The organism is Paenibacillus sp. NPDC058071 (assembly GCF_042885235.1).
Taxonomy (GTDB): domain Bacteria; phylum Bacillota; class Bacilli; order Paenibacillales; family Paenibacillaceae; genus Pristimantibacillus.
In genome coordinates this window covers 1-25,296 of sequence record NZ_JBHVSK010000028.1, presented here as the reverse complement: position 1 = coordinate 25,296, position 25,296 = coordinate 1, and the positions used below count along the sequence as shown (strand labels likewise).

Genomic DNA, 25,296 nt, shown 5'->3' with positions numbered 1-25,296 from the left:
CTGCGATGACCAGGGTTATAAAGATGAAAATTTTATCTAGTATTAAAATGGCAATCGTTGACGATGAGCCTTCGATTGTCACAATGCTAGAGCTGTCTGATCTTAAAATCGATTGGAACGGCGCGCTAACTTGGGGAGAATCGACCCTCACGGATCAGCTTCGTGTTCAACAACTGAACCTGAAGCAGCTTGAGCCTCTAACGAAATTGGATCGCTATAAACAAACCCTCTTCCAAAGCTCCCGTATGCATCTATTTACTTGGCATCCTCAGCGTAGAAGTGAGTATGAACAACATTAGACTGACCTCAAGTGATAGAGAACGTACATGAAAATAAGGCTGCCAGAAAGTCAGTGAAAACTGACTTCTGGCAGCCCCGTTTTTGTTAATTAGGACACTACCTTTTGATTAAGCACATTCACTATCACTGTAACGGCCTCGGCCCTGGTGGCAGTAGCCTGAGGACGTAAAGTATGGTCAGGGTATCCATTGAAAATGTTGTTTTTAACAGCAGTTACCATCGCACTGTATGCCCACTTGGAAATACTGTTGCTATCTGTATAGTCAATATTTTCGGTGACCAAGCTCAATTCGGCTGCTTTTACTATCATGAGAGCCATCTGTTCCCGGGTAATCGGGTCGTTTGGTCCGAATTTGTCATTATCCGTCCCATTCACGATACCGTAATAGGATGCCGTGGCAATGGCTTTTTGAGCCCATGTACCTTTAGTATCTGCAAAGACCTTTCCATCTTGAGGCGTCAGATTGAAAGCACGTACCAGGATGGAAACATACTCTGCTCGGGTAATCGTGTTGTTCGGCTTAAAGCTGCCATCAGAGTAGCCGCTAATAGCGCCCATAGAGACTAACTTTTCAATGTTCTTTTCTGCCCAGTTGCCAGCTATGTCATTCAAATTGACCGCCGGAGCCGGAGTCTCAGTTGGTGGCGTTGACTGCTGACTATTTTTCGTCATCAAGGCGTATTGGGCGATATTGTCCACCTTGACTGTGATCGTATTTTTAGTCGAATCCATAGTACCGTCCACAAAGACCCACTTCGTCCCGTCATAGTAATATACGGCCGGGTTGGTGCCTTGTGCCACCTTGGTCGGATCAACATGGAATGTCAAGGTAACCGGAATGTTAAACGTGTAGTGATTTTGGGAATCCACCGTGAATCCATAAGCTCCGATAATGGAATATCCCTCTGGAGCAGCAGGTGGCAAAGCCACGCTGTTTATCGCTACTTTTACATTTGCACTGCCTTTCAATGCTCCTGCAGGCATGGTTAGAGTAACATTGTTGCCGAGGTTGACTGTTCCCCCGATCGAAGGCGTAATCGTTTTGTTGTCAGGCTGTGAAGGAGTCGTACCGCCGCCCCCACCGTTGTTCCCACCGCCGCCGTTCCCGTCATTACCTGTATTCGTTCGACTCACCGTGACGAGTGCTGTGCCTGACTTCGTACGGTCTACTGTCGAGGTAGCGGTAATCGTCAAATTGCTGGCCGTTTCATCGGCACCGACCACAAGGACACCATCGGTGCTAATAGAAGTATTTGCACTGTTGTTACCGTCGACGCTCCATGTTACTGTCTGTGCAGGATTGTAGCTGCCAATAACTACCGCACGGAAAGATTCCGTTTTACCTTGCGCCACTATAGCAGCTGGCGGATTTACATTAACAAGGTTTACTCTCGGTACTGGCACCAGTGAATCTATCACTGTAACAGTTGCCGTACCGGAAGTTGTATGGTCGACTGTCGAAGTAGCCTGGACAGTCAGCGTGGTTGCTGTTTCATTTGCTGCTACTGCAAGAGCGCCCGAACTATCGATGAGGGTACCCGTACTTTGATTGCCATACACAGCCCAAGTTACGGACTGGGAAGGATTATTTGTACCTGTAGCTGCCGCACTGAATGAATAGGTGGTGCTTTTGAATACAGTGGCCGTATTTGGCGTTACTGAAACATCAGACACCGCTGCAGGAGGCTGCGGTGTACTTGACACCGTAACTGTCGCTGTACCCTGCTTTGTAGGATCGGCACTGGATACCGCTGTCACCGTAAGCTCATCCGCCATCTCATTCGGTGCGATAAACAATTCGCCTGTGCTGCTAATGGCCGTACCTTCGTTCGTATTACCATGCACGCTCCATACCACGGATTGCGAAGGATTGTTCTTTCCCATTACCGCCGCGCTCAAGGTATATACACTGTTTTTTTCTACAGTGACTGTGTTCGGTGTAATCGTAACATCGCTTACCGTCACCGGCATCGTTACAATGAGGTTTATTGTAGCCATTTGAGAATTGAGCTCGCCATCGGATGCGACAAAAGTGAAGGAATCCCTCCCGACATAACCCTCATCCGGCACATATTGGAATTTCCCAGTGAACGCATCAGTGATGACCACTTTGCCATTACTTGGCGCAGTAGCTACAGCATACGTTATCTCATCACCGTTATCGTCATATGCACTTAATACTCCGTCCAGCGTCGAATTCAAGCCGATTTGATAAGTATTTTCCAGTGCTACTGGTTCAAAGTTTGGAGAAATCAATATGGTGACAGTCGCTGTATTTGATTCAGACTTTCCGTCACTTGTCTTGTACGTAAAAGAATCCATTCCGAACTGGTTTCTTCCAGGGGTATAAGTGAAAGTGCCATCGGCATTTATGTTTACTGCCCCCTTGGCAGGACTATCCACAAGGATATAAGTCAGCGGGTCCCCATCATCATCCTTAGCTAGCAGTGTTCCTTGCAGCGGTTTGTTGATCTTCGTCTTCAGCGATAAATTTCCGCTCACCGGTTTACTGTTTGAATTAAGCAAAAACTCGTTCTTGCTCAGGGCATGATCGGTAATTCTGATCTCGCCGATCCATCCGTTAAAGCTGTTGTAAGGATTACCTACGTAAAACGGAGTATACTCCCCATCCTGCTTGGCGGTTTGGATACCTGTTGGCGGGTAATCATCGTCTTTAACATTTCTGGCCTGATGGGCGCCATTCACATACAAGTCTGTCGTTTTCCCGTCATTGACAGCAGCTACATGAATCCATTCGTCCAACTTGTTCTCACCGGACCACGCCGTCAGATACCAGTCACGTCCCGGGTAAGTATCGTAGGTTTCCCATTGGAACTCTTTCAGGTTAGATACCGCCAGCTTGACAACACTATCTGTAGGCCATTGTCCCGGATAGTACTCCGTTCCGTCATTACCTTTCGGGCGTCTAAGAAGAGTCATCCACCCGTTTTTACTTTGTGTGAAATCTTTATTTATTTTAATAAACGCTTCAAAGGTGTAGCCATCTTGAAACGTTTCAGCATTGATAGGCGCACCATTCGCAGTTTTAAAGTAGGTTGATTTAATGTCTCCAGCAGTGGAGTGATGCATTTCAATGCTGCCGTTGCTGAGGGACAGCGGCGCATGCTCTGAAGACCATTGAGTATAAATGGAAGGGTTATCTACCCCGGCAGTATCGACACGAGTCAGATCATTGCCGTGATTGGATACATCCTTCACATTGTTCATACCATCCTTCGGATCCTCAAATTTCCAATGTGCCAGTACCCCATCCACCGTATAAGGGGTTTTCTTCGGGAAGCGGCCACTCAGATCAAATGGAACAACGAACTGATTTTTTGCGTCAGTCATCCGCTCCACATCATATTGTGTTCGTTTGCTCGGAGGCAAATAATTGATAACCCAAGGGGAGAATGTTTTCGTATAGATTGCATTATTAGAAAAATCCAATGCCATTTGGCGCATGAACCCGTCTCCGCCAGCATAATAGCCTTGGGCGTCATACAAGATCATCAGCACATCCTTGCCGTGGGCATTTTGCTTCACCATGTGCGTAGCGCCGTGGATATGTCCGTTTAATGTCAGGAAAACCTGATCATTGTTGTTAATCAGCTTGTCCCATATATTCTGGCCATTCGCGCTCATCTCAGGAGTGGTCTCGTCGGATTCTACGCCAAGAAATTCATGAGTCGTCAGGATTACCGGATTATCCGGATATTTGTCGATAACGCTCTGAGCCCACTGCAAAGTTGCATCCGATGTGCGCCAGTCCAGAGCCAGTACGGTAAACGTTCGCCCCGAAGCATCAAATGTATAATAAGATGAATATCCTGTCGGATCCACGCCGCCGTAACCGGGGCTTTTCGCCATACGGCGAGCCGGAGAAACATATTTCATAAAATTATCGTTGCCGGAACGTTCATTGTCATATTTATTCTCGTCGATATCATGGTTTCCAGCTAAATAACTGTAGGGCAGCATGGCATTATGCAGTTTATCCAAAGCATGAACCGCATTTTCCCATTGGTAATCCTCGGATTCAATATCTACGATATCACCAAGCTGAACGGTAAAATCGATATTTTCCTTGTCGCTGTTATTAACGATCCATTCGGTCTGTGCATCAAAAATTTTTCCATTGTAACGCGAGTACATTTGCGTATCGGGCAAGACAGCCAGCATGACCGTATCCCCACCGCCAATTGGAAATGCTGCTGGATCCAGCTTGCTCTCCGCATAAGCCTTCTGCGGAATCATCGTTGTGATATTCATTGACAACAGCATTCCTATTGTCAGGCCGATGATCATATACCTGTGCCAAGTCTTCTTTCGTTTGTCCATCATCTTCTCCACAATAATCCTCCCAGTTTTCAATGATAATGATCAATTAGATCAAAGATACTGCTACAATTTAGCAATCGTTTGTTATCCGAATGTTAATGCAATGTTTAGTTTTTTATAATGAAATATTCACTTTATTATGAATTTCGTTGTTTTTATTAGATGAAATAAGATAATTATATAAAAAGAAACTAGATTTTCTTTTAATTATTTTTGAAATTATTTTTGTAGAAAAATTACAACCTATTACTTACAGTGCCCCGCATAGGCCTGCATATTTATTTCTAAAACCTCTTGTCATAACAACTCTTATTGTGTGGTATCCGCTAAAGGGAGTAAATGAATGAGCAAGATTATGGTTGAAAGAGAGCTTAGTATAATGACACTATAGCTGGACACGTCAAATAACCTTCCACCAGTGGTACAAGGTTATTTCAACATAAAATCAGTGCTTGACGGAAACGGAGAAAAAGTGGAGGGACAAAGGGATTCTGGAGAAACGATGTAATGGCAATTTCAGTTTGGGGCCATTTTTTATTATCAGCTCATCTCTGAGATGCTTCTGTATTGCAGATAATCTAGAAATCGCTTGACCGCAAGTGGCAAGGATTCCTTATCCTTCATAGCTAAGCCAATCTTGCGGTGAGCCGGTATTTCGAGTTCTTTTACTACAATTTGGTAAGGAGTGCGCTTCAGAATAAGCTCAGGTAGAATACTAATGCCTAAACCGCTCTCTACCATCGACATAATGGCATAGTCGTCCAATGTCTTAAACTGTACCTTTGGAGTAATATTATATTGCTCAAATATTCCCGATATCTCAGCCTTAGCGCCTTTCTCCAAGAGCATAAACGGCTCTTCCCCTAATGCTTTGAGAGGAAAACGATCACAATCGGCAAGCGGGTGATTTTCCGGCAGAATCACAAGCAGCTTGTCCTCTTCCAAAAAAATTGTATCCAGATTGGTTGGCGTAGGCAGCCGAAGAAACCCGCAATCCACTCGCCCTTCCAAAATCCAATTTTCGATTTCTGTATAGTCACCAAGCAATAGCTCATAATCAATGTTCGGATACTTTTTTTGAAATACTTTGATTATATTTGGAAGCCAATGGGTAGCTACACTTGAAAATGTCCCGATCCGAATTAGGCCTGACTCGAGCCCGTGTAATTCGTCAATTTGCATTTGCAATTTCTGATATTCATTACATACATTTTGGGCAAATGGAAGTACTTTAAGCCCCTCAGAAGTCAGACGAACCCCGGATCGTCCACGCTCAAGAAGAGCTATCCTCCATTCTACTTCTAAATCATTAATCATTCTGCTGATGCCCGATTGCGAATAGTTTAATGCCTCTGCCGCTTTTGTAAAGCTCCCATACTCTACTGTTTTGATTAATGCTAAATATTTCTGGATATTCTTATCCATGCCAAAGTCCACCTTCAACTATCTGTTTTTTTCATCTTTATTATGATAAACATTCGCTTTTGTAATAACAAGTGAAATGATACACTACGCAATAGTATTCAAACTGATCTTAACATCATATTAGTAGAAGGCAGGAGTAACAAGTGAGGGAAAAAATTTATTTTATCTTGTCGATGGTCATCTTCGGCGCAGTTGGTGTGTTTGCAAAATATATCGATATGTCTTCAAGTAAAATTGCGTTGTTCTTGAGCTTGATCGGCGCTCTCTTTCTGCTTGTCATCTTCGTAGGGACGAGACAGAAAGTATCTTGGACTACTATAAAGAGAAATGCTGCCTCTCTATTTATTGCGAGTATTGCATTAAGCGGCAACTGGATTTTTCTGTTTCAGGCATATAAAGAAACAACGATTGCAAATGCGGCATTGAGCTATTATTTTGCACCCGTGTTGGTTATTATACTTTCACCTCTCATTTTGAAAGAAAAGCTATCTCCCAAAAAAACGGTTTGTATCGGTATTGCTCTGCTGGGCTTGTTCTTCATTTTACAAAACGGCCGGATGGAAACGAGCGGGCACCATCATATACTAGGCATTGGTTATGGATTAATTGCAGCTGGTTTTTATGCCGTTCTAACACTGGTTAACAAATTTATTCGGGATCTGGACGGACTGGCGAATACGCTTTTGCAGCTTGGCCTGTCGGTTTTGATGCTGTCCCCCATTGTTCTGTTTACGGACGGCTTCAATTTCGTTTCATTCACCAAGGATACAGTTATTTTAATGCTGATATTGGGTTTCGTTCATGGCGGAATTGGATTTTATCTTTTCTTTGCCGGAATGAAAGGGCTTAAAGGCCAAAGCATCGCTGTATTAAGTTATATCGATCCCTTAACTTCACTCATCATTTCAGTTCTGGTTGTGGGAGAACGGATGACTTTACAGCAGATTTTCGGCGCTGTCTTGCTACTGGGCTCTATATGGATAAGTGAAGTAGGCGGAGAGAAGAAACGGAGAATAAGAACCTTAGAGTGAGAGTGGCAGCGACTTTAACGGCGAATACCCGTAGAACTGATAATAGGGATGCTGAGCTTCCTCCTTGTATGGACTCTTCCCCGCAGAAGCAGCCATTCCGCCAACATGATGCGGGCCTTTATTGTGAGATTCTTAATGAACCATCAACAGCACAACCCAATGCAGCAAACACGCATCTTGCAGATTCATCAGCAGGCACAAAGAATTCGATTCGTGGATAAGCTTGTTCGGTCACCGCAAGGTGTAGCTGCTTGTAGCGTATTGGCCTCAATTCAGTTGAAGACGGTTGTCGTGCAAGAAAATATTTCGCTGCCTCCAAATCCTGCTCTGCAGTCAATGCTCCTCTATTCCAGAAATTGCGAATATCCACATACTTCTCTATCATGACATGAAACCACTCATACTTAGAGTCTACAAATAAAGCTGGATGGTTGTTCTTGAAGGTCTGGATGCCGTGAATCGCATGCGACTCCCACCTCGCCCGAGATTGCTCATCATAGGAAGAACGATAGCGGATAGGCAATTCCGCGTTAAAATGAAGATCGATTTTATTGAACTTCTTGGCTGCCAACGAGGAATCAGTTAAGTCAAACAGTTCCCGAAAAGCCTCATTAGAATCAACAATATCCAGCATCTCGGTTACGATCATCGCCGGATAAGGCAGCTGATGCATCATCGACCTAGCTTGATCGAGAACCCGTTCTAATTGCTGATCGGCTAGAGGCTGTGGAATTGGCACATAGCCCGCGGATAAAAGAAGATCGTTTCTCTCTTCGCTTGTACATTCCAAATAATCAGCGATGTTGAGCAAGGTCTGACGTTCAGGCAATCGCCCGGAACGCCCCATCAACAAATTTTTGTAAGTTCCACAAACCTCATCATTGAGTTCCTGTTGGGTAAATCGCTTTATGGATTGGGAAGAAACCCTTAAGTGGTCTTGCTGTCGCTGGATTCGAAGCCGTTCAATCCTATCTAAGACACGCATTAATTCTACGGCGCGTATATGTTGATTTGCTCTCGTCACTGTGCTCACTCCTTTCAAAAAATTAGGTGTAGTTTTGCACTTGGAACGGTTATTTTGGTACGAGTATACTACATGACATAACATAAACCAACTAACGAAACGGGAGGGAATTATTCATGATTCGTGCCGTTATTGTCGATCCACACAATAAGAAATCATTTTCAATCCAAGAAGTCGAAGCACCGAAAGCACAACCTTGGGAGGCTATTGTACAGGTAAAAGCTTTCTCGCTTAATCGCGGCGAAGTTAGCGAAGCGATTAAGCTTCAGGAGAACAGTAGGCCCGGCTGGGACTTTTCCGGTATTGTGCTGCAAGAAGCAGTAAGCGGTGTAGGACCTAAGAAGGGAAGTCGCGTGGTCGGTTTATCGCTCACAAAAGGGGCATGGGCAGAAGAAATAGCGGCTCCTGCCGCCACTCTAGCTGAAATTCCCGACGGGATTACCTTTGAACAAGCCGCTTCATTGCCTGTCGCTGGTCTGTCGGCTCTATACGCTCTACGCAAAGGAGGATTGCTGCTCGGCAAGCGAGTGCTGATCACAGGTTCAACCGGGGGAGTTGGATTATTTGTTCATCAATTGGCCGCCTTGTCGGGTGCTTACACGATCGGCGTTGCCCGCTCCGAGTCAAAGGCGGAGCAAGTTAGAGCTTTTGGGGCAAATGAAGTTCTTGTCGGAGATGACGTGACAAAAGCCATTTCCGCTAATGGACCTTACGACTTTATTATTGATTCTGTAGGCGGGGATACGCTCGCCGCTCTCTTCCCTCAGTTAATCCCCCAAGGCATCTGCGTGTCACTGGGTCATTCCTCATCGGAAAGCACAACTTTGAATATTCTCGGCTTGGGCGGAAGAACACTGTATAGCTTTTTTCTAGGCGAAGAGTTTAACCGCCACGAACCCGCGCCAGACCTTGCTTTGCTTGCACGTTTGGTTGCTGAAGGGAAATTACAAACCATAATCCAAGTGCAGAAATCATGGGAAGAAATTGACGAAGTCGCACATCAATTAATAGATCGCCAGTTTATAGGTAAAGCAGTACTTACGATCTAACCCCCCCCCTCCTTTACCCCATGATTCAAAGTTTAAAAAGGATCGAACAGCTTATTTAATAGGCTATTCGATCCTTTTTCTATAACTCTGAAATCTCTTTACTTCATCCTCATCGTTTGATACACTGTTCACTATTAATTGTTAACCTAAAATTATGTTCGTAGGTTAACAATTAAAGTATCATTGGATGGTGATAAATTTTGACAACGCATTTTGAACATCTCGCTGCTTTGAACAAGGCATATCTATGGAATCCCTTTACGCAGATGAAAGACTACAACAGCACTGATCCTCTAATTATTGAACGAGGCGAAGGCGTCAAGCTGTTCGACGTTCAGGGGCGAGCTTATTATGACGGCTTTTCTTCTGTCTGGCTTAATGTACATGGACATAACGTGCCAGAGCTAAACCAAGCTATTACCGAGCAATTAGGGCGAGTCGCTCACTCAACATTGCTAGGCATGGCAAACGTGCCTGCCATCGAGCTTGCAGAAAAGCTAGTGAAGATAGCGCCGAATGGCCTGAACAAAGTATTTTACTCGGATTCAGGGGCAACCGGCGTTGAGATTGCGATCAAAATGGCATTCCAATATTGGCGTAACAGAGGACATCAGACGAAAAAATCATTTATTACGATGAATCAAGCTTACCACGGAGATACGATTGGCGCGGTTAGCGTTGGAGCGATACCGCTGTACCATGACGTATTCAGGCCCATGCTGTTCCCTTCACACGTTATTCCCTATCCTTATGCTTATCGTCACAAAGGCGGAGCCGAGGCTGCAAAAGAAGCTACATTAACCGCACTGCGGTCTTTGCTTGAGAGTCACGGGGATGAGATCGCTGCACTTATTGTGGAGCCTATCGTGCAAGGAGCCAGCGGGATCATTGTCATGCCGCCTGGCTGTTTACGCGAGATGGCAAACCTTTGCCGCCAACATAACGTGCTTCTTATCGCAGACGAGGTGGCGACCGGCTTTGGGCGGACAGGCGCGATGTTTGCTTGCGATCTAGAAGAGGTTTCGCCTGATTTGATGGTCATCGGCAAAGGGTTGACTGGGGGCTACTTGCCCGTCGCCGCAACGCTTGCGACCGATGAAGTGTACGATGCGTTCTATGCTGATTATGAGGAACAGAAAACCTTTTTCCACGGCCATTCCTTCACAGGCAACCCGCTTGGCTGTGCAGTCGCATTGGCTAGTCTCAAATTATTTGAAGAGCGTGACCTGCTCGAAGGCGTAAAAAGTAAGGCCGCTTTTGTTGAGCGTAAGCTTGAAGTACTTAAGGAACGGAAGCATGTCGGGGAAATACGGCAACAAGGACTGATGATCGGGATTGAACTCGTACGCAACAAGGAATCACGCGAACCATACGATTGGGTCGATCGAATCGGCGTTCGAGCAACGATGCGTGCTAGAGAGCTAGGCATGCTTACAAGGCCGCTAGGCAATGTTGTTGTTTTCATCCCCCCTCTTGCCAGCACAGAAGAAGAGTTAAATGCAATGGTCGATATTTTGATAGAATCCATTATTGATGTTACTGAGGGCGGGACTTCTGCATGAGTAAATTTCGCGGATTATTTATTACCGGCACGGACACCGGCGTAGGCAAAACAATGGTAACAGCTGCCCTTGCTACTGCGCTTCGAGCTGAAGGACTGAATACGGGAGTCTGGAAGCCCGTGCAATCTGGCGCATCGATTGGTTCTGGAGCAACTGATGCTGAGCGCTTGCTTCGAATCGCAGAGATAAATGAGCTTCCAAGGGCTGTGGCTCCTTTTACCTTTAAAGCCCCCCTCACCCCTTATCTAGCTGCCAAACATGCCGGTGTTAACCTTACACTGAAAGGGATTCTTGAATCCGGGGAACCGCTTATGAATCGTTACGATACGCTGCTCGTTGAAGGCGCTGGCGGGGTTGCAGTCCCTTTAACCGATGATGCGCTCGTAATTGACCTCATTTCGGAGCTTCGCATACCGACTCTCATCATAGCGCGTGCCGGCCTCGGCACCATTAATCATACGCTTTTAACGGCATCCTTTTTACGTCAATATGAGATCCCGATTGTTGGTGTAATTATGAACGACGGTGATCTTCAGAGCTTGGATGATGATCCCAGCATTGCTGAGAACGCAGAACTCATCGAACGCTATGGCAATTTAAAAGTCATTGGCCGGTTTCCCCGCTTGCCGGAAAAAGCAAGTACGGAGACGATCATTCATACCGTTCAAAAATCGATTGACCTACAGCCTATCAAGCAAGCAATCTCAAATTCATTTATAGGGGATGAACATCATTAAAACGATAGAAGATGATTTTTCGTGGCAGTCGCTTGCAGACAAAGCACTAAGTGGGCAATGTTTAACGCTGGAAGAAGGACTAAAAGTTCTTGAAGCCGATCATGATCACATTCTTCCGTTAATGCAAGCCGCTTTTCAAGTTAGAAAGCATTTTTACGGCAAAAAAGTAAAACTGAACATGATCATTAACGCTAAAAGCGGACTTTGTCCCGAAGACTGCGGGTACTGCTCGCAATCCATTGTATCGACAGCACCTGTCAAAAAATACACTCTGCTTGACAAAGACACCCTTCTAGCAGGCGCACGTGAAGCCATGTCCCGTAAGGCAGGCACCTATTGCATCGTTGCTTCGGGGAAAGGTCCTACAGCGAAAGAACTAGATCAAGTGGTGTCCGCTGTCAAAGAAATCCGTGAAACGATGCCGCTCAAAATTTGCGCCTGCCTTGGAATTTTAAAGGACGATCAAGCGAGACGGCTCGCTGAAGCAGGTGTCCACCGCTACAACCATAACTTAAACACAAGTAAAGCCAATTACCCGTCTATTACGACAACACATACCTATGATCAGCGCGTAGAAACCGTCGAACAGGTAAAGGCGAGCGGCATGTCCCCCTGCTCCGGCGTCATTATCGGGATGGGCGAGACAAATCAAGAAATTGTGGAAATGGCTTTTGCCCTACGAGAGCTGGATGCCGATTCCATTCCAATTAACTTCCTTAATGCGATTCCGGGAACTCCGCTTGAGAACGCAGGTCGCACGCCGGCCATGAAAGCTTTAAAGGTATTGGCGCTGTTCCGGTTCATCTGTCCATCCAAAGAGATTCGTGTGGCAGGCGGGCGCGAAGTTAACCTGCGTACCCTACAGCCCCTTTCTCTGTACGCAGCAAACTCACTTTTCGTCGGCGATTATTTAACCACATCAGGTCAAGAGATATCGACTGATCATCAAATCATTGAAGATCTGGGGTTTGAAATTGAGTTAAACGCGTTGTGAGGTGTTGCAAACAATGGATTGGATGGAAAAAGAACTTGAAAAATTAGAGCGCGCATCATTGGAACGCCGTTTGCATGTGAGTGCTCCCATGGCCGATAATCCCGGTTTTACGTTGAGCGATGGCCGAAAATTGCTGAACTTGTCCTCGAACGACTATTTAGGTCTCTCCCAACATTCTGCCATTATTGAGTCGATGCGTGAATCGCTTCTTGCCGAAGGAGCAGCAGGATCTGGAGCTTCGCGCCTCGTGACCGGAAACCGAGCATCATACGGGCAACTGGAAGAAGCGCTCGCACAATGGCAAAACAGTGAAAAGGCGCTCGTATTTGCTAATGGTTATATGGCCAATACAGGTGTCATTAGCGCACTTGTCGGTAGAGGTGACGTAGTCTTCAACGATCAGTTCAATCATGCCAGTATTGTCGATGGCATCATCCTTAGCCGCGCCGAGCATGCCAGATACCGCCATAATGATATGGAGCATTTACGCGCGTTATTACATAAACATCGAGATAAGCGCCGCAAGCTGATCGTAACGGATGCCGTTTTTTCAATGGATGGCGATCAGGCGCGCTTGCATGAACTCGTAGCCCTTAAGCAAGAGTACGACGCGATGTTGATGGTAGACGAAGCGCACAGCGGCGGGATCTATGGGGTACACGGCGAGGGGCTGTGCCATACGCTGGGGATCGAGCATGAAGTGGATATTCATATGGGAACCTTTAGCAAAGCATTCGGCCTCTATGGGGCTTATGTTTCCGGAAGCAGCCTGCTCATTAGATGGTTGTTGAATAAAACAAGACCTTTAATCTACTCTACGGCTCTTCCCTCCTCCATAGTGACAGGTATTGCGAAGGCACTGGAGCTTGTGCAGACAGAGCATTGGCGCCGAGAACAGCTGCTAGGGTCAAGCCGATACTTTCGTTCCTCGTTAGTCAAGGCAGGCTTTAAAGTCAGTGAGGGCGACTCTGCAATTGTACCTTTAATTATTGGTGATAACGATACAGCGCTGCGATTCAGCAAAGCTCTTGAATCCGAAGGTATCTCGGCAGTTGCCATCCGTCCTCCTACTGTGCCCGATGGGACAGCACGTATCCGTTTCTCTTTATCAACCGCGCATACTTCCAAAGAGCTGACGGATGCCGTATCGCGAATTTGCAGCGTGGGTCTTCGACTGGGGGTGCTGGGTTCATGCAATCAAAGCTAAGAGGAACAATCTTATGGCTGACCGGATGGAGTATGCCGGATGCCGTATTTGAACGGCTTCGTCAGTTGCTTCCTGATTTCCATCATCTTTCGGTAGATTATAGCGCTGCCGACTCGTCAGAGGATATTTTGCAATTGACGGAAACAGCAGCCAGAAACGCCTTGTCTGCGAACGCAAGGCCGCTCCTCATTGGAGGCTGGTCGCTTGGCGCGTTGTTGGCACTTAAACTTGCGATTACAGAGTTAGCTGACGGCCTTATCTTGTTTTCAGCAACGGCCAAGTTCACCCGTCCCAAAGGACAAGAAAACCTTGGCTGGCCTGACGCCTACATTAGACAAATGATTAATGGACTTGGAAAAGATCGAAATGCTACTGAGATAAAATTTCGGCAAATGGTATTTTCGGAGGAGGAGTCCGTGGCAGAACGAGCAATCCTTCCTAGTATGGGAGGCCGAGGTTGGACAACCTCTGCACTCCTCGCAGGTCTAGAAATTCTCCGGAGCTCGGATTATCTAGGTCAACTGAAGGAAATAAATTGTTCGGTTCTTCTCCTACATGGTGACAAGGACAAAATATGTCCTCATGAGGCGGCAGAAGAAATTCTCAAGCTGTTGCCTCGCGGTAAATTACTCACCATACCTGAAAGCGGGCATGCCCCGTTTCTGGCAAGGGAAGCCTACGTGGCTGAATCTCTAAGGAGTTGGTGGCATGATCAGCAGAAAAACAGTTATTAGGCGACAATTTAATCGCAGCGCAGCAGGTTCCTATGATACTCATGCAAATGTGCAGCGTGATATGGCGAAAAAACTTATGCAGTCTCTGAAGCCATGGACAAGCGGTAAAAATCGAAATGAGATTAATATTTTGGAGATTGGGTGCGGTACTGGCACCTTGACAGAAATGTTACTAAACGAATGGCCAAACGCATCTATTACTGCAATTGACATAGCGCCTGCTATGATCAAGGCTGCCGAAGAACGGATTCGTTTAAACTCTCAAAACAATGTTAGCAACAATAATGAGCGTTCATCTCGTGTTCAATTTTTGCATGCTGATATTGAAATGTGGGCTGCGAATGCTCCGATAGGATCATTTGATCTCATTGTTTCCAACGCTTGTTTTCAATGGTTAAGCGATCCGCAGCAAACATTGGAGTATCTTAACCGGCTGCTGTGTCCCGGAGGTTTGCTGACCTTTACAACCTTCGGTCCTGAGACGTTTCGCGAGCTGCACTTATCGTTCCAAGAAGTTTACCTTGCTGCTGGCATGGAGTACCAACGACATGGACTATCGTTTCAAACCGCAGAGCAATGGAGAGACTTCCTGACGAAATCAAAGTTTCATAGCATTCAATATGAGCAATATTGCCGTAGTGAAGAGTACGCTTCTGCTAGGGAATTCCTGTTAGCTGTAAAAGCACAAGGAGCCAGTACAAGCGAAGCAGCATCAAACAGTCCAGCGCTTCGGCGTCTTTTTGCTGACATGTTTAAAGTGTATGAAGATAAGTTTAGTACGCTAGGCGGCGTCTATGCTACGTATGATGTTTTATTGATTTCAGGCATAAGTAAGCAATCCAGTGATTGAAATAGATTTGGAAAAGCTTTTCGCATACAAAAATAAACACCAAGAAGCTTCCACACCCATTTAGAGCATGGGTGCGGAAGCTTCTTGGCTGTACTGCAAATCATAAAATGATAAGATCCCGGTAACCTATCCTAGCCTTCTGACGGTCTAACTAATATTTTGGCTTGTTTGACATCACTTATAAGCTGTTCAAAACCTTCCTCAACGATTTGATTAAGGCCGATTTTTTTCGTTATAACAGACTTCACATCAAGCCTGCCTGTCGCTACCATATCCATTACTTCTGGGAAAACGTGACGGTAAGCGAGCGTCGCAGTGACATCCGCAGCCTTGAACATAATCTGTCCCATATCAATGCTGACCGGCTTCATGAATACAGCCAATGTCATCACTTGGCCGCCTTGCCTCAAGGAAGCGACTGCATTCGTCATCGTTGCCTGCGCCCCCGCGCATTCATATGCGACATTCACCCCGCCATTGGTGAGCTCGATAATTTTCCCGGCTATATTCTCTTCGTTTCCGTTTATTACAACTGTAGCGCCAAGCTCCTTCGCCTTCTGAAGACGCTCATCCGACAGATCGACGACAATCAGCTTCGATGCGCCCGCTGCCTTGGCGGCTAGCAAGGTGAGCAGTCCGATTGGTCCGGCGCCAAAAACGGCAACCGTATCGCCCGCTTTCAGCTTGCTTTCCCGTACTGCATAGAACGACACAGCTGCCGGCTCGATCAGCGCTCCTTCCTCAAACGACACCTCATCCGGCAAGCGATGGAGCATATATTCATCTACTACGACAAACTCGGCAAAGCCGCCATCACGGTGCAAGCCAACAAAGCCAACTTTCGTACATTGGTTATAATACCCTCTGCTGCAAGGATAACACTCACCGCAATATAGCAATGGCTCAATGGCTACACGGTCGCCTGCTGCATACTTTGTAACGCCTTTGCCTACTTCTACAATTGTCCCCGAAAACTCATGCCCTAAAGCAAACGGCGGCTGCTGACCGCCTATTGGATGCGCTTCCATTCCAAGACCATGTAAATAGGCATGCAGATCACTTCCGCAGATTCCCGCCCATTCCACCTTCACTTTCACTTGCTTTTCTTCGGCCAACGGCTCCTTCCGCTGTTCCACCCGTAGATCCTTACCACCATATAAAACAGCTGCTTGCATGTTCTCATCTCCTTTAGATAGCTTCAAATTCAGTATAACAAGTTGCTTTATTTACTTAAAGTTATTATATTTTATATATCGTTAACTAATACTTAACTATAAAGAGAGGGATCCAATTTGAACATTGAGCAGCTTGCCTATATTGTAGAAGTGGCACACACGCAGTCATTGGCCGAGGCTGCCAAGACGCTGAACGTCAGTCAATCGGCGCTTAGTCAGGCAATTTCCCGGCTAGAAGTCGAGTTGCAGGTAAAGCTGTTCAACCGTAATCGCACAGGGGCAAGGACAACACGAGAGGGCGACATTATCGTGGAAAAGGCGCGGCTCGCGCTGCAAGCCATTCAAGGAATCAAGGACGAAGCCTATAACCTGCTTCACCATACGAAGGATTTGCTCCAAATTTCCATGATTCCCGGCCTTACAGGACCGCTGATGGAAACCTATCTTGGATTTAAGCGCAGCCAATCCAGCCTGAAAATTGAAGTGACCGAGCAAGGCAGCAAGGAAATTATCGACAGCGTTCGCAATGAAGTTCTGGACACAGGATTCATTGCCATTCATAAACGCAATATTGGGCTGATCGATGGTTTGCATTTTACGCCTGTACTGGAAGGAAGGCTGATGGTGTTCGCACCTAAGGAACTGATGCTGCTTGATAAGGAGCAGCGTCTATCCATTGATATTTTAAAAGAACAGCTGTTCGTATTGTATAAGGATGAGCATGTGCAGGCATTCATGACCGATTTTCAGCGGCTGCATGGCTCTGTAGAGATATTTTTTCAAACGACCAATATGCAAGCTATTTCACACTCCATTATGGAACTGAACGCCGTAACCATTGGACATGATGTTTCAGCCTTATTTGATGCCAACTACGATGCAAACAAACTTCAAGCAGTCCCAATCGACTTTGTCGATGCTGGTTTTCGCTTCGGATGGGTTCGGCTGAGCGGCTGCAAGTTATCCCAAGAGGCAGAACGCTTCATTCTGGAGTTAAGCGCCCTGCTCAAGCAGCAATCCGCTCGTTACTCCGCAACCTAGTAGTATGGCACTTCAATGGACCGGATGCCCATTCCTCATACATAGAAAGACGACCACTCCCAGCCAAGTGAAAAAGAAATGCTTTACCAACACAACGAAAAAGTGATAGAATGATTTAAAAAAATATAATCCCTATTGGAAAGGTGTGCTTTTGATGAGCTCAACCCATATTGTAGAAGTATCTGCTGATGTACAGCCTTACCGTCAATCCGAATACGGTGTATCCCCTTTGTTTCTTAACCGCTGGTCTCCTCGCGCGTATGATAATCGCCCGGTTTCCGACGAAGATTTGAATGCCATTCTGGAAGCGGCTCATTGGGCGCCTTCTTCTTTCAACGATCAGCCTTGGCGTTTTATTGTAGCCAAGACAGAGGAGCAATTGACTGTGTTCCGTCAGCTCTTAGGTGATTTCAACAAACTGTGGGCTAATTCAGCACCTGTTCTTGTGCTAGTGGCCTCCGATACAAAACGTGAGAATGGTGACCCGAATGGCGCACATGCATTTGACGCCGGCACAGCTTGGGGTTATCTGGCTCTTGAAGCTAACCTTAAAGGACTTGTCTCGCATGCCATCGGCGGCTTCGATCGTGAGCAAGCTAGAAAAGTGTTGAATGTGCCTGACCATTTCGAGCTGCATGCTGTTATTGCGATCGGCTATCAAGGCGATAAAAGCAGCCTGCCTGAGGCGCTTCAAGAACGCGAAGTGCCGAATAACCGAAAAGCGCTTAATGAGGTTGTTTTTGAAGGAACCTATAAATAATGGACAAGAGCCCAGCATCTCGGCGAGATGCTGGGCTCTTTAGCTTTTGGCGGCATCTGGATTGATCCGGTGTCGCCCTATTCCTTTATTATTCGTTGCCGCTGATCCACTGGAAGTGGAAGCTGCCTTCTTGATCCAGCCGCTCGAACGTATGCGCGCCGAAGTAGTCGCGCTGCGCTTGCAGCAGGTTGGCCGGCAGGCGCTCTGTGCGGTAGCTGTCGTAGTAAGCAAGAGCGGAAGCGAAAGCCGGAACCGGAATGCCATGTTTGACAGCCGTTGCGACTACTTCGCGCCAAGCGTCTTGATAGTTTTCAACGACGCCTTTGAAGTAGTCGTCCAGCAGCAGGTTTTTCAGCTCTGGATTGCGATCGTAAGCGTCTTTGATGTTTTGCAGGAACCGGGCGCGGATAATGCAGCCGCCGCGGAAAATCATAGCGATGTTGCCATAGTTCAAATTCCAGTTGTACGCGTCGGATGCAGCGCGCATTTGCGCGAAGCCTTGCGCGTAAGAAGCGATCTTGCTTGCGTACAGCGCCTTGCGAACCGATTCGATGAACGCAACGCGGTCGCCGTCAAAGCCTTTCGCGGAAGGACCGCTCAGCACCTTGCTAGCTGCGATACGCTCCTCTTTCATCGCGGAGATGAAACGAGCGAAGACAGATTCCGTAATGATCGAAAGCGGAACGCCCAAGTCGAGCGCGTTTTGGCTCGTCCATTTGCCTGTTCCCTTTTGTCCGGCCGAATCGAGAATGACATCGACCATCGGTTTGCCGGTAGCCGGATCGTTTTTCGAGAAAATATCAGCCGTAATTTCGATCAAGTAGCTGTCGAGCTCGCCGTTGTTCCATTCGGTGAAGATGTCGTGCAGTTCGCTCGCGGCAACGTTCAAAACGTCTTTCAGCAAGTGATACGCTTCGCCAATCAACTGCATGTCGCCGTACTCGATGCCGTTATGCACCATTTTAACGTAGTGGCCTGCGCCGTCTTCGCCGATATAAGTCGAACATGGATCGCCGTTTACTTTCGCAGAGATCGCGGTCAGAATCGGCTCAACCAGCTCGTAAGCGTCCTTTTGCCCGCCTGGCATAATAGCTGGGCCTTTCAATGCGCCCTCTTCGCCGCCAGATACGCCTGCGCCGATGAAACGGAAGCCTTTCGCTTGCAGATCCTTGTTTCTTCTTTGTGTATCAGGAAAATAAGCGTTGCCGCCGTCGATCAGGATGTCTCCTTGATCAAGGTAAGGAACGAGCTGATCGATCGTATCGTCCGTCGCTTGACCCGCTTTTACCATGATCAGAATTCTGCGAGGCGTTTCCAGCGATTGTACGAATTCCTCGACGCTGTACGTGCCTACAAAATTTCTGCCCTTCGTCTCTTCCAACAGCTCTTTCGTTTTCTCCGGCGAACGGTTGAACACCGCTACGGAGAACCCTTTGCTTTCAATGTTCATAGCGAGGTTTTTGCCCATGACGGCCAAGCCAACCACACCGATTTGTTGTTTTGCCATTTGTCTGTTCCTCCCCTATCCGATGGATTTTCTTTATGATGAATAGTCAATAATGGAAGCAGCTATTGCTCTGCTCTAATTATTATTGAACTGCCTTTTTCCAGTCAGCCGCGAATTTCTCCAACCCTTGATCGGTCAGCGGATGCTTGGAAAGCTGCTCGATGACGCTGAACGGAATCGTTGCGATGTGCGCGCCCGCCAACGCTACGCGAGTAACATGGTCAGGGTGGCGAACCGACGCCGCAATAATTTGCGAATCGAGGTTATGCACACGGAACAGCTCCGCAATTTTCGAAACGAGCAGTACGCCATCCTCCGAAATATCGTCGAGACGTCCGAGGAACGGAGATACGTATGTCGCACCCGCTCTAGCGGCAAGCAGCGCCTGGTTCACTGTGAAAATAAGCGTAACGTTTGTTTTCACGCCTTTTTTCGTCAAGTAGCGGCAAGCTTCCAGACCGGCAAGCGTCATCGGCAGTTTGATTGTAATGTTTTTATCGTAATTGTTGATCTTAATCAGTTCGTCCGCTTGCGCGATCATTTCTTCGGCAGTTACAGCGTCCGGCGTCACTTCGGCGGATACCGATTCAACCTCCGGCACTTCCTGCAAAATTTGCTCGATCCGGTCTTCGAATTTGACTCCTTCTTTGGCCACCAGGGACGGATTCGTCGTTACGCCGGAAAGCACGCCGATTTTGTACGCTTTTTTAATATCTTCCAGGTTAGCGGTATCGATAAAAAATTTCATCTCAAAAACCTCCGTATGATTGTTATCAAATTTGTGATTTTGCCATAATAAAGCGGAGTACATCTATTTTAACGAAGTGAATGATCAGTTTGACTTATTAAGAAAGCAGTTCCTTCGCAACTCGAACGACATTTGCTGTCGAGAAGCCAAAGTACTCCATGACTTGCGGACCAGGTCCCGATGCGCCAAATGTATCGATCGAAATTACTTTTCCTGCTGGGCCGGCATAGCGATCCCAACCGAGCGAGATGCCCGCTTCAATCGCAATCCGTTTCGTTGCGGCAGCCGGAAGGACGCTTTCCTTGTACGCTTCATCCTGGCGCTCGAACAGCTCTCTGGACGGCATCGCCACGACGCGAACCGAGACATTCTCTTGCTCAAGCTCTGCTTTGGCGCTAACTGCGAGAGAAACCTCGGAGCCTGTAGCGATTAAAATAACGTCAGGATTGGCGTTGGTTTCAGCCAGTACGTAAGCGCCTTTTGCAACGTCATTTACATTGCCTTTAGTTGCTTCATAGATTGGCAGGTTTTGACGGCTCAGGATAAGCGCCACTGGACCTTCATTTTGTTGCAGTGCGTACGCCCAAGCGCTCGCCGTTTCGTTCGCGTCGGACGGACGAATAACGGTCAAGCCTGGAATCGTGCGCAGTGCAGCCAAGTGCTCGACAGGCTCATGCGTCGGACCGTCTTCGCCAACGGCGATCGAGTCATGTGTGAACACATAAACGACAGGCAGCTTTTGCAGCGCGGCCAATCGGATGGACGGGCGCAAATAATCGCTGAATACGAAGAATGTGCTGACGAACGGTTTTACGCCGCCGTGTAGCGCCATGCCGTTGCCGGCTGCGCCCATTGCATGCTCGCGGACACCGAAGTAAACGTTGCGGGCTGCATAAGAATCAACGGCAAACTTTTGCTCGCCTTTAATATCGGTCATCGTCGAATGGGACAGGTCGGCGCTGCCGCCGAAAATGCCTGGGACGGTTTTTACAAAATGGTTAATCGCTTCTCCGCTCGCTACTCGAGTTGAAATCGTTTTGGACGTATCGAAAGTCAGCACCTCAGCAGCTTCGATGGTTACCTTGCCCTCAATCGCCTGCGACAGCTCCTTGCCTTCAGCAGGATAGCTTGCCGCGTAAGCCTCGAGCAATTGCTTCCACTGCGCTTCTTTCGCCGTGCCGTCTTGCTTCAATTGCTCAAAATGCGATTTCACTTCGGCAGGTACGGTAAATTCCTCTTCGTACGACCAGCCGTACACTTCCTTCGTGGCCTTCGCCTCGTCCTTGCCAAGCGGATTGCCGTGCACTTTGTGGGTGCCCGCCTCTTTGCTGCCGTAACCGATGATCGTACGAACTTCGATAAGCGTTGGCTGCGATTCATTCTGCTTCGCGGCTGCAATCGCATCGGCGATAGCCGCAACATCGTTGCCGTCTTCAACGCGCAGGTATTGCCAGTTCGCCGATTCGGCACGCTTCTGAATGTGTTCACCGAAACTGAGGTTCAAGTCGCCGTCAAGGCTGATATCGTTCGAATCGTATAGCACGACCAGTTTGCCAAGCTTCATATGGCCGGCCATCGACATGGCTTCGTACGAGATGCCTTCCATCAGACAGCCGTCGCCAACGAGCCCATACGTGTAATGATCAACGACCGGGAAGCCTTCACGGTTGAATTTAGCCGCCAAATGAGCTTCCGCCATCGCCATGCCAACTGCATTAGCGATACCTTGGCCGAGTGGACCCGTTGTTGCATCAACCCCGTCAGTATGGCCGAACTCAGGATGACCAGGCGTCTTGCTGTTCAGCTTGCGGAATTGCTTCAGATCATCCAGCGATACTTGATAACCGGACAAGTGCAGCAGGCTGTATAGCAGTGCGGAGCCGTGGCCAGCGGAAAGTACGAAACGATCGCGGTTGAACCATTTCGAATGACCCGGATTATGGTTCAAAAAGCGGGACCAGAGCGTATACGCCATCGGCGCAGCCCCCATCGGCAACCCCGGATGTCCGGAATTGGCGGCGTTAATGGCATCGATCGATAGTGTACGGATCGTATCGATAGCGAGTTGGTCAATGGTTTGTGTTGTAGGCATATTGTTCTCCTTCCGTTACTTCCAAATTCAATGTTTGTTTATTGTCAAGCCACCAATGGTAGCCATCCTTCGCCAGCAGCTCATCGGAAGCGGCTGGACCGTAGGAACCGGCCGCATAAGATTGAAGCGGAACGAGATTTTCAGCGAATGCGTCCAGTACCGGCTGCACCCATTCCCACGACAGCTCGACTTCGTCCCAATGCGCGAAGAACGTACCGTCGCCTTGCATAGCGTCGTAGATCAAGCTTTCGTACGCTTCCGGCACATTGTCGCCGTTCTCGTGAAGATCGAAGTGCATCGGCTTGAATTCGCCTCTGTGCTGCGGATCGTTCGTATTCAGCTGCAAGCTGATGCCTTCATTCGGCCCGATTTCGATCACGAGCAGGTTCGGCTGCCGGTTGTCTTCGGACGCTTCACCGGCCGACGCTTGCTTCAGCGGCTCTTTGAATTCCACGACGATGCGAGTCGATTTCTCTCTCGTCCGTTTGCCCGTGCGAATGTAGAATGGAACGCCGCGCCAGAAGTAATCGTCGATCTCCAGACGTGCGGCGACGAACGTATCGTTCATCGAATCCGGTGCGATGCCCGGCTCGGCTTTATAACCGGCAACCGGCTTGCCTTGCATAACGCCCGCTTCATATTGGCCGCGAATGACGCTGACGGCGACATCCTCTTTTTGCAGCGGCACAAGCGCCTCCATTACTTTTTTCTTCTTAAAGCGCACCTTGTCCGAGTCGCTTTTGTGCGGCAGTTGAATGGCTAGCATCATCAGCAGCTGCAGCATATGGTTTTGGAACATGTCGCGAATCGCGCCTACATGATCGTAGTAACCGGCGCGTTCTTCGACGCCGACCGTTTCGTTGGCTGTAATCTGTACGTTGGCAATATAACGGTTCGTCCAGAGCGCTTGAATGACCGGATTTTCTTGCTGCAAAGCGCCAAGCTTCTGCACCATCGGCTTGCCGAGATAATGGTCGATGCGGAAAATCTCTTCCTCCGCAAACGCCTTGCTCAGCTTCTCGTTCAAATCGCGGGCCGACTGCAGATCATGACCGAACGGCTTCTCGATGACGAGGCGTTTCCAACCGTTCGCGGAACCTAGGCCGCTCGACTGAATGTTCGCTGCAATCGTTTCGAAAAACTCAGGTCCGACGGATAAATAAAAGAGACGGTTCGGCGCAAGTCCGAGCGCTTTCTCTCTTTCCTCAATCAGTCCAAGCAGCTTCACGTAATCTTCGTTGCGATCGATATTGAGCACACTATATCGGAAGGCGCTTAGGAAAGCTTGCACGGCGGAAGCGTCGCTCGCTTGCCTGCGTGAAAATTCAACCAGCGATTTTTCGATATTGGCACGGAACGTTTCATCGTTTAGCTCTCTTCGTCCGAGACCGATTAACGAGAACGATTCGGGAAGCTTGCCGTCAATGAATAAATTAAACAAAGCGGGATATATTTTTCTTTTGGCCAAATCGCCCGTTGCGCCGAATAACACAAAAGTAGTAGGTTCCATCTTCAATCTCCTTCCAGCAAAAAGCTTAACCGGGGATCGCCGATTGCGGACCCGTGAGTTCGGTGCGCCGCTTATGCATAGACTAATATCCGATCGGTAAGCTCTAGTATCTTTTTCGTAATTCCACTATAATACGAATGGAAGCCATACAAGTAATTAATATATTTCACAGGAGATATAGACCATGTCTATAACCAACAACTACGAGCTGTATAAAGTTTTTTATTGGGCTGCTAAGACAGGCAGCCTGTCACAAGCCGCCAAAGCTTTGTATTTGACGCAGCCGAGCGTCAGTCATGCCATCAAGCAGCTGGAAGACAATTTCGGCCTGACGCTTTTCTACCGCAATTCCAAAGGCGTATCGCTGACGCAAGAAGGTACCGTCTTATATTCCTACATCGAGCAGTCGCATATTTTAATCACGCTGGCGGAAGAAAAAATGGCCGCGCTCAAAAACTTGGACAGCGGCGAGCTGCGGATTGGCGGCAGCGATTCGTTGTTTAAGCATTACCTCTTGCCCTTTCTGGAGGATTTTCACGAGAAGTACCCGGGCATTAAGCTGCATTTGAATCACGGCACGACGCCCGAAGTCATTTCCTTTCTAAAGGAAGGCCGGATCGATCTCGGCGTTGTCCGTATGCCGATTCTTGACGCTCAGCTGGAGGTTAGAGAAAGCTTTCAGCTTCAGGATTGCTTCGTCGCAGGCGCCCGTTACGAAGAGCTGAAAGACAAAGTTCTTTCACTTGAAGCGCTGATGCAGTATCCCGTCATTCTCTTTTCCCGCAACAGCCGGGCGCGGATGACCATCACCGAATTGTTTCAGCACTACGGCTACAAGCTGAAGCCGGAAATCGAAGTCGGCAGCGTCGACCTGCTGATTGAATTCGCCCGCAGAGGACTCGGCATTTCATATGTAACGAGAGAATTCGTCTCGAAGGAGCTGGAAGAGGGCTCGCTGTTCGAGATTAATTTGGAAGTGCCGCTTCCGCCCTCTCATGTCGGTCTCATGATTATGCGCAATATGCCGCTGACGGGAGCCGCCAATAAGTTCATTGAACTCGTGAAGTAGCGAGGGTGCTTTGTCCTCTGTTAACGTCCCTTCATTACAAAACCGTGTGGCTAGAGCGGTCAAACCGCGGCGTATCGCCGCAACGCAATAACGGCGGCGCTTCCTGCAGCGTCGTACCCACTGGAGCTGTCACCAGTTC

Annotated in this window: 20 protein-coding genes; 12 read left to right on the top strand and 8 right to left on the bottom strand. The window is 47.9% G+C overall.

All coding sequences use genetic code 11. The features are described from left to right. Positions 1-23 precede the first annotated feature (23 nt). Positions 24-299, top strand: coding sequence for a hypothetical protein (locus ACFVTB_RS27125; RefSeq protein WP_387756438.1), 276 nt, complete (start codon positions 24-26; stop codon positions 297-299). An 89-nt stretch (positions 300-388) separates the two neighbouring features. On the opposite strand, the gene ACFVTB_RS27120 is transcribed toward ACFVTB_RS27125, so the two are convergent. Beyond that, complete coding sequence (locus ACFVTB_RS27120) at positions 389-4,645, bottom strand: S-layer homology domain-containing protein (protein WP_387756465.1); 4,257 nt, start codon at positions 4,643-4,645, stop codon at positions 389-391. Between the two features lie 537 nt (positions 4,646-5,182). Further along, positions 5,183-6,067 (bottom strand): LysR family transcriptional regulator, encoded by an 885-nt coding sequence (locus ACFVTB_RS27115; RefSeq protein WP_387756436.1) that lies wholly within the window; start codon positions 6,065-6,067, stop codon positions 5,183-5,185. A gap of 143 nt (positions 6,068-6,210) precedes the next feature. Between ACFVTB_RS27115 and ACFVTB_RS27110 the strand changes: the two genes are divergently transcribed. After that, complete coding sequence (locus tag ACFVTB_RS27110; RefSeq protein ID WP_387756434.1) at positions 6,211-7,098, top strand: DMT family transporter; 888 nt, start codon at positions 6,211-6,213, stop codon at positions 7,096-7,098. Between the two features lie 118 nt (positions 7,099-7,216). On the opposite strand, the gene ACFVTB_RS27105 is transcribed toward ACFVTB_RS27110, so the two are convergent. Next, positions 7,217-8,122, bottom strand: a complete 906-nt coding sequence (locus ACFVTB_RS27105) for an MmyB family transcriptional regulator (protein ID WP_387756432.1) — start codon at positions 8,120-8,122, stop codon at positions 7,217-7,219. 116 nt (positions 8,123-8,238) lie between these two features. Here ACFVTB_RS27105 and ACFVTB_RS27100 point away from each other — a divergent pair, with 116 nt between their 5' ends. From ACFVTB_RS27100 to bioC, 7 genes are all read left to right on the top strand, one after another. After that, entirely contained in the window at positions 8,239-9,171 is a 933-nt protein-coding gene (locus tag ACFVTB_RS27100) for a zinc-binding dehydrogenase (protein ID WP_387756430.1), read from the top strand. A gap of 197 nt (positions 9,172-9,368) precedes the next feature. Next, entirely contained in the window at positions 9,369-10,733 is a 1,365-nt protein-coding gene (bioA, locus tag ACFVTB_RS27095; protein ID WP_387756463.1) for an adenosylmethionine--8-amino-7-oxononanoate transaminase, read from the top strand. After that, a complete protein-coding gene (bioD, locus tag ACFVTB_RS27090; RefSeq protein WP_387756428.1) occupies positions 10,730-11,470 on the top strand; it encodes a dethiobiotin synthase in 741 nt (246 codons plus the stop codon). The genes bioA and bioD overlap by 4 nt, the downstream gene beginning before the upstream one ends. Then, positions 11,457-12,464, top strand: coding sequence for a biotin synthase BioB (gene bioB / locus ACFVTB_RS27085; protein ID WP_387756426.1), 1,008 nt, complete (start codon positions 11,457-11,459; stop codon positions 12,462-12,464). The genes bioD and bioB overlap by 14 nt, the downstream gene beginning before the upstream one ends. Before the next feature lie 13 nt (positions 12,465-12,477). Further along, positions 12,478-13,671, top strand: coding sequence for an 8-amino-7-oxononanoate synthase (gene bioF, locus ACFVTB_RS27080; RefSeq protein ID WP_387756425.1), 1,194 nt, complete (start codon positions 12,478-12,480; stop codon positions 13,669-13,671). Then, complete coding sequence (locus ACFVTB_RS27075) at positions 13,656-14,405, top strand: alpha/beta fold hydrolase (protein WP_387756423.1); 750 nt, start codon at positions 13,656-13,658, stop codon at positions 14,403-14,405. The genes bioF and ACFVTB_RS27075 overlap by 16 nt, the downstream gene beginning before the upstream one ends. Continuing rightward, the gene (gene bioC / locus ACFVTB_RS27070; protein WP_387756421.1) at positions 14,380-15,255 is read left to right on the top strand and encodes a malonyl-ACP O-methyltransferase BioC; all 876 of its coding nucleotides are present in this window, start codon (positions 14,380-14,382) and stop codon (positions 15,253-15,255) included. The genes ACFVTB_RS27075 and bioC overlap by 26 nt, the downstream gene beginning before the upstream one ends. Before the next feature lie 131 nt (positions 15,256-15,386). Here the strand turns inward: bioC and ACFVTB_RS27065 are convergent, their stop codons facing one another. After that, a complete protein-coding gene (locus ACFVTB_RS27065; RefSeq protein ID WP_387756420.1) occupies positions 15,387-16,430 on the bottom strand; it encodes a 2,3-butanediol dehydrogenase in 1,044 nt (347 codons plus the stop codon). 117 nt (positions 16,431-16,547) lie between these two features. Between ACFVTB_RS27065 and ACFVTB_RS27060 the strand changes: the two genes are divergently transcribed. Beyond that, complete coding sequence (locus tag ACFVTB_RS27060; protein ID WP_387756418.1) at positions 16,548-17,471, top strand: LysR family transcriptional regulator; 924 nt, start codon at positions 16,548-16,550, stop codon at positions 17,469-17,471. Positions 17,472-17,625: 154 nt separating this feature from the next. Then, positions 17,626-18,231, top strand: a complete 606-nt coding sequence (locus tag ACFVTB_RS27055; protein WP_387756416.1) for a nitroreductase family protein — start codon at positions 17,626-17,628, stop codon at positions 18,229-18,231. A gap of 88 nt (positions 18,232-18,319) precedes the next feature. Here the strand turns inward: ACFVTB_RS27055 and gndA are convergent, their stop codons facing one another. The 4 genes from gndA to zwf form a co-directional block, all read right to left on the bottom strand. Next, on the bottom strand, positions 18,320-19,738 hold the full coding sequence (gndA, locus tag ACFVTB_RS27050; protein ID WP_387756415.1) for an NADP-dependent phosphogluconate dehydrogenase: 1,419 nt from the start codon (positions 19,736-19,738) through the stop codon (positions 18,320-18,322). An 82-nt stretch (positions 19,739-19,820) separates the two neighbouring features. Then, a complete protein-coding gene (fsa, locus tag ACFVTB_RS27045) occupies positions 19,821-20,486 on the bottom strand; it encodes a fructose-6-phosphate aldolase (RefSeq protein ID WP_387756413.1) in 666 nt (221 codons plus the stop codon). Positions 20,487-20,583: 97 nt separating this feature from the next. Next, positions 20,584-22,578: a transketolase gene (tkt, locus tag ACFVTB_RS27040; protein ID WP_387756411.1), complete on the bottom strand. Its 1,995-nt coding sequence runs from the start codon at positions 22,576-22,578 to the stop codon at positions 20,584-20,586. Next, complete coding sequence (gene zwf / locus ACFVTB_RS27035) at positions 22,556-24,088, bottom strand: glucose-6-phosphate dehydrogenase (protein ID WP_387756409.1); 1,533 nt, start codon at positions 24,086-24,088, stop codon at positions 22,556-22,558. The genes tkt and zwf overlap by 23 nt, the downstream gene beginning before the upstream one ends. Positions 24,089-24,278: 190 nt before the next feature. Between zwf and ACFVTB_RS27030 the strand changes: the two genes are divergently transcribed. Beyond that, the gene (locus ACFVTB_RS27030; protein WP_387756461.1) at positions 24,279-25,157 is read left to right on the top strand and encodes a LysR family transcriptional regulator; all 879 of its coding nucleotides are present in this window, start codon (positions 24,279-24,281) and stop codon (positions 25,155-25,157) included. The last annotated feature ends 139 nt before the right edge of the window (positions 25,158-25,296 follow it).

Coding starts and splice junctions, on each gene's coding strand:
- bioF (WP_387756425.1), top strand. CDS start 12,478: ATGGATTGGATGGAAAAAGAACTTGAAAAATTAGAGCGCGCATCATTG.
- fsa (WP_387756413.1), bottom strand. CDS start 20,486: ATGAAATTTTTTATCGATACCGCTAACCTGGAAGATATTAAAAAAGCG.
- bioD (WP_387756428.1), top strand. CDS start 10,730: ATGAGTAAATTTCGCGGATTATTTATTACCGGCACGGACACCGGCGTA.
- ACFVTB_RS27120 (WP_387756465.1), bottom strand. CDS start 4,645: ATGATGGACAAACGAAAGAAGACTTGGCACAGGTATATGATCATCGGC.
- ACFVTB_RS27100 (WP_387756430.1), top strand. CDS start 8,239: ATGATTCGTGCCGTTATTGTCGATCCACACAATAAGAAATCATTTTCA.
- bioC (WP_387756421.1), top strand. CDS start 14,380: ATGATCAGCAGAAAAACAGTTATTAGGCGACAATTTAATCGCAGCGCA.
- ACFVTB_RS27055 (WP_387756416.1), top strand. CDS start 17,626: ATGAGCTCAACCCATATTGTAGAAGTATCTGCTGATGTACAGCCTTAC.
- gndA (WP_387756415.1), bottom strand. CDS start 19,738: ATGGCAAAACAACAAATCGGTGTGGTTGGCTTGGCCGTCATGGGCAAA.
- ACFVTB_RS27115 (WP_387756436.1), bottom strand. CDS start 6,067: ATGGATAAGAATATCCAGAAATATTTAGCATTAATCAAAACAGTAGAG.
- zwf (WP_387756409.1), bottom strand. CDS start 24,088: ATGGAACCTACTACTTTTGTGTTATTCGGCGCAACGGGCGATTTGGCC.
- ACFVTB_RS27065 (WP_387756420.1), bottom strand. CDS start 16,430: ATGCAAGCAGCTGTTTTATATGGTGGTAAGGATCTACGGGTGGAACAG.
- bioB (WP_387756426.1), top strand. CDS start 11,457: ATGAACATCATTAAAACGATAGAAGATGATTTTTCGTGGCAGTCGCTT.
- tkt (WP_387756411.1), bottom strand. CDS start 22,578: ATGCCTACAACACAAACCATTGACCAACTCGCTATCGATACGATCCGT.
- ACFVTB_RS27125 (WP_387756438.1), top strand. CDS start 24: ATGAAAATTTTATCTAGTATTAAAATGGCAATCGTTGACGATGAGCCT.
- ACFVTB_RS27075 (WP_387756423.1), top strand. CDS start 13,656: ATGCAATCAAAGCTAAGAGGAACAATCTTATGGCTGACCGGATGGAGT.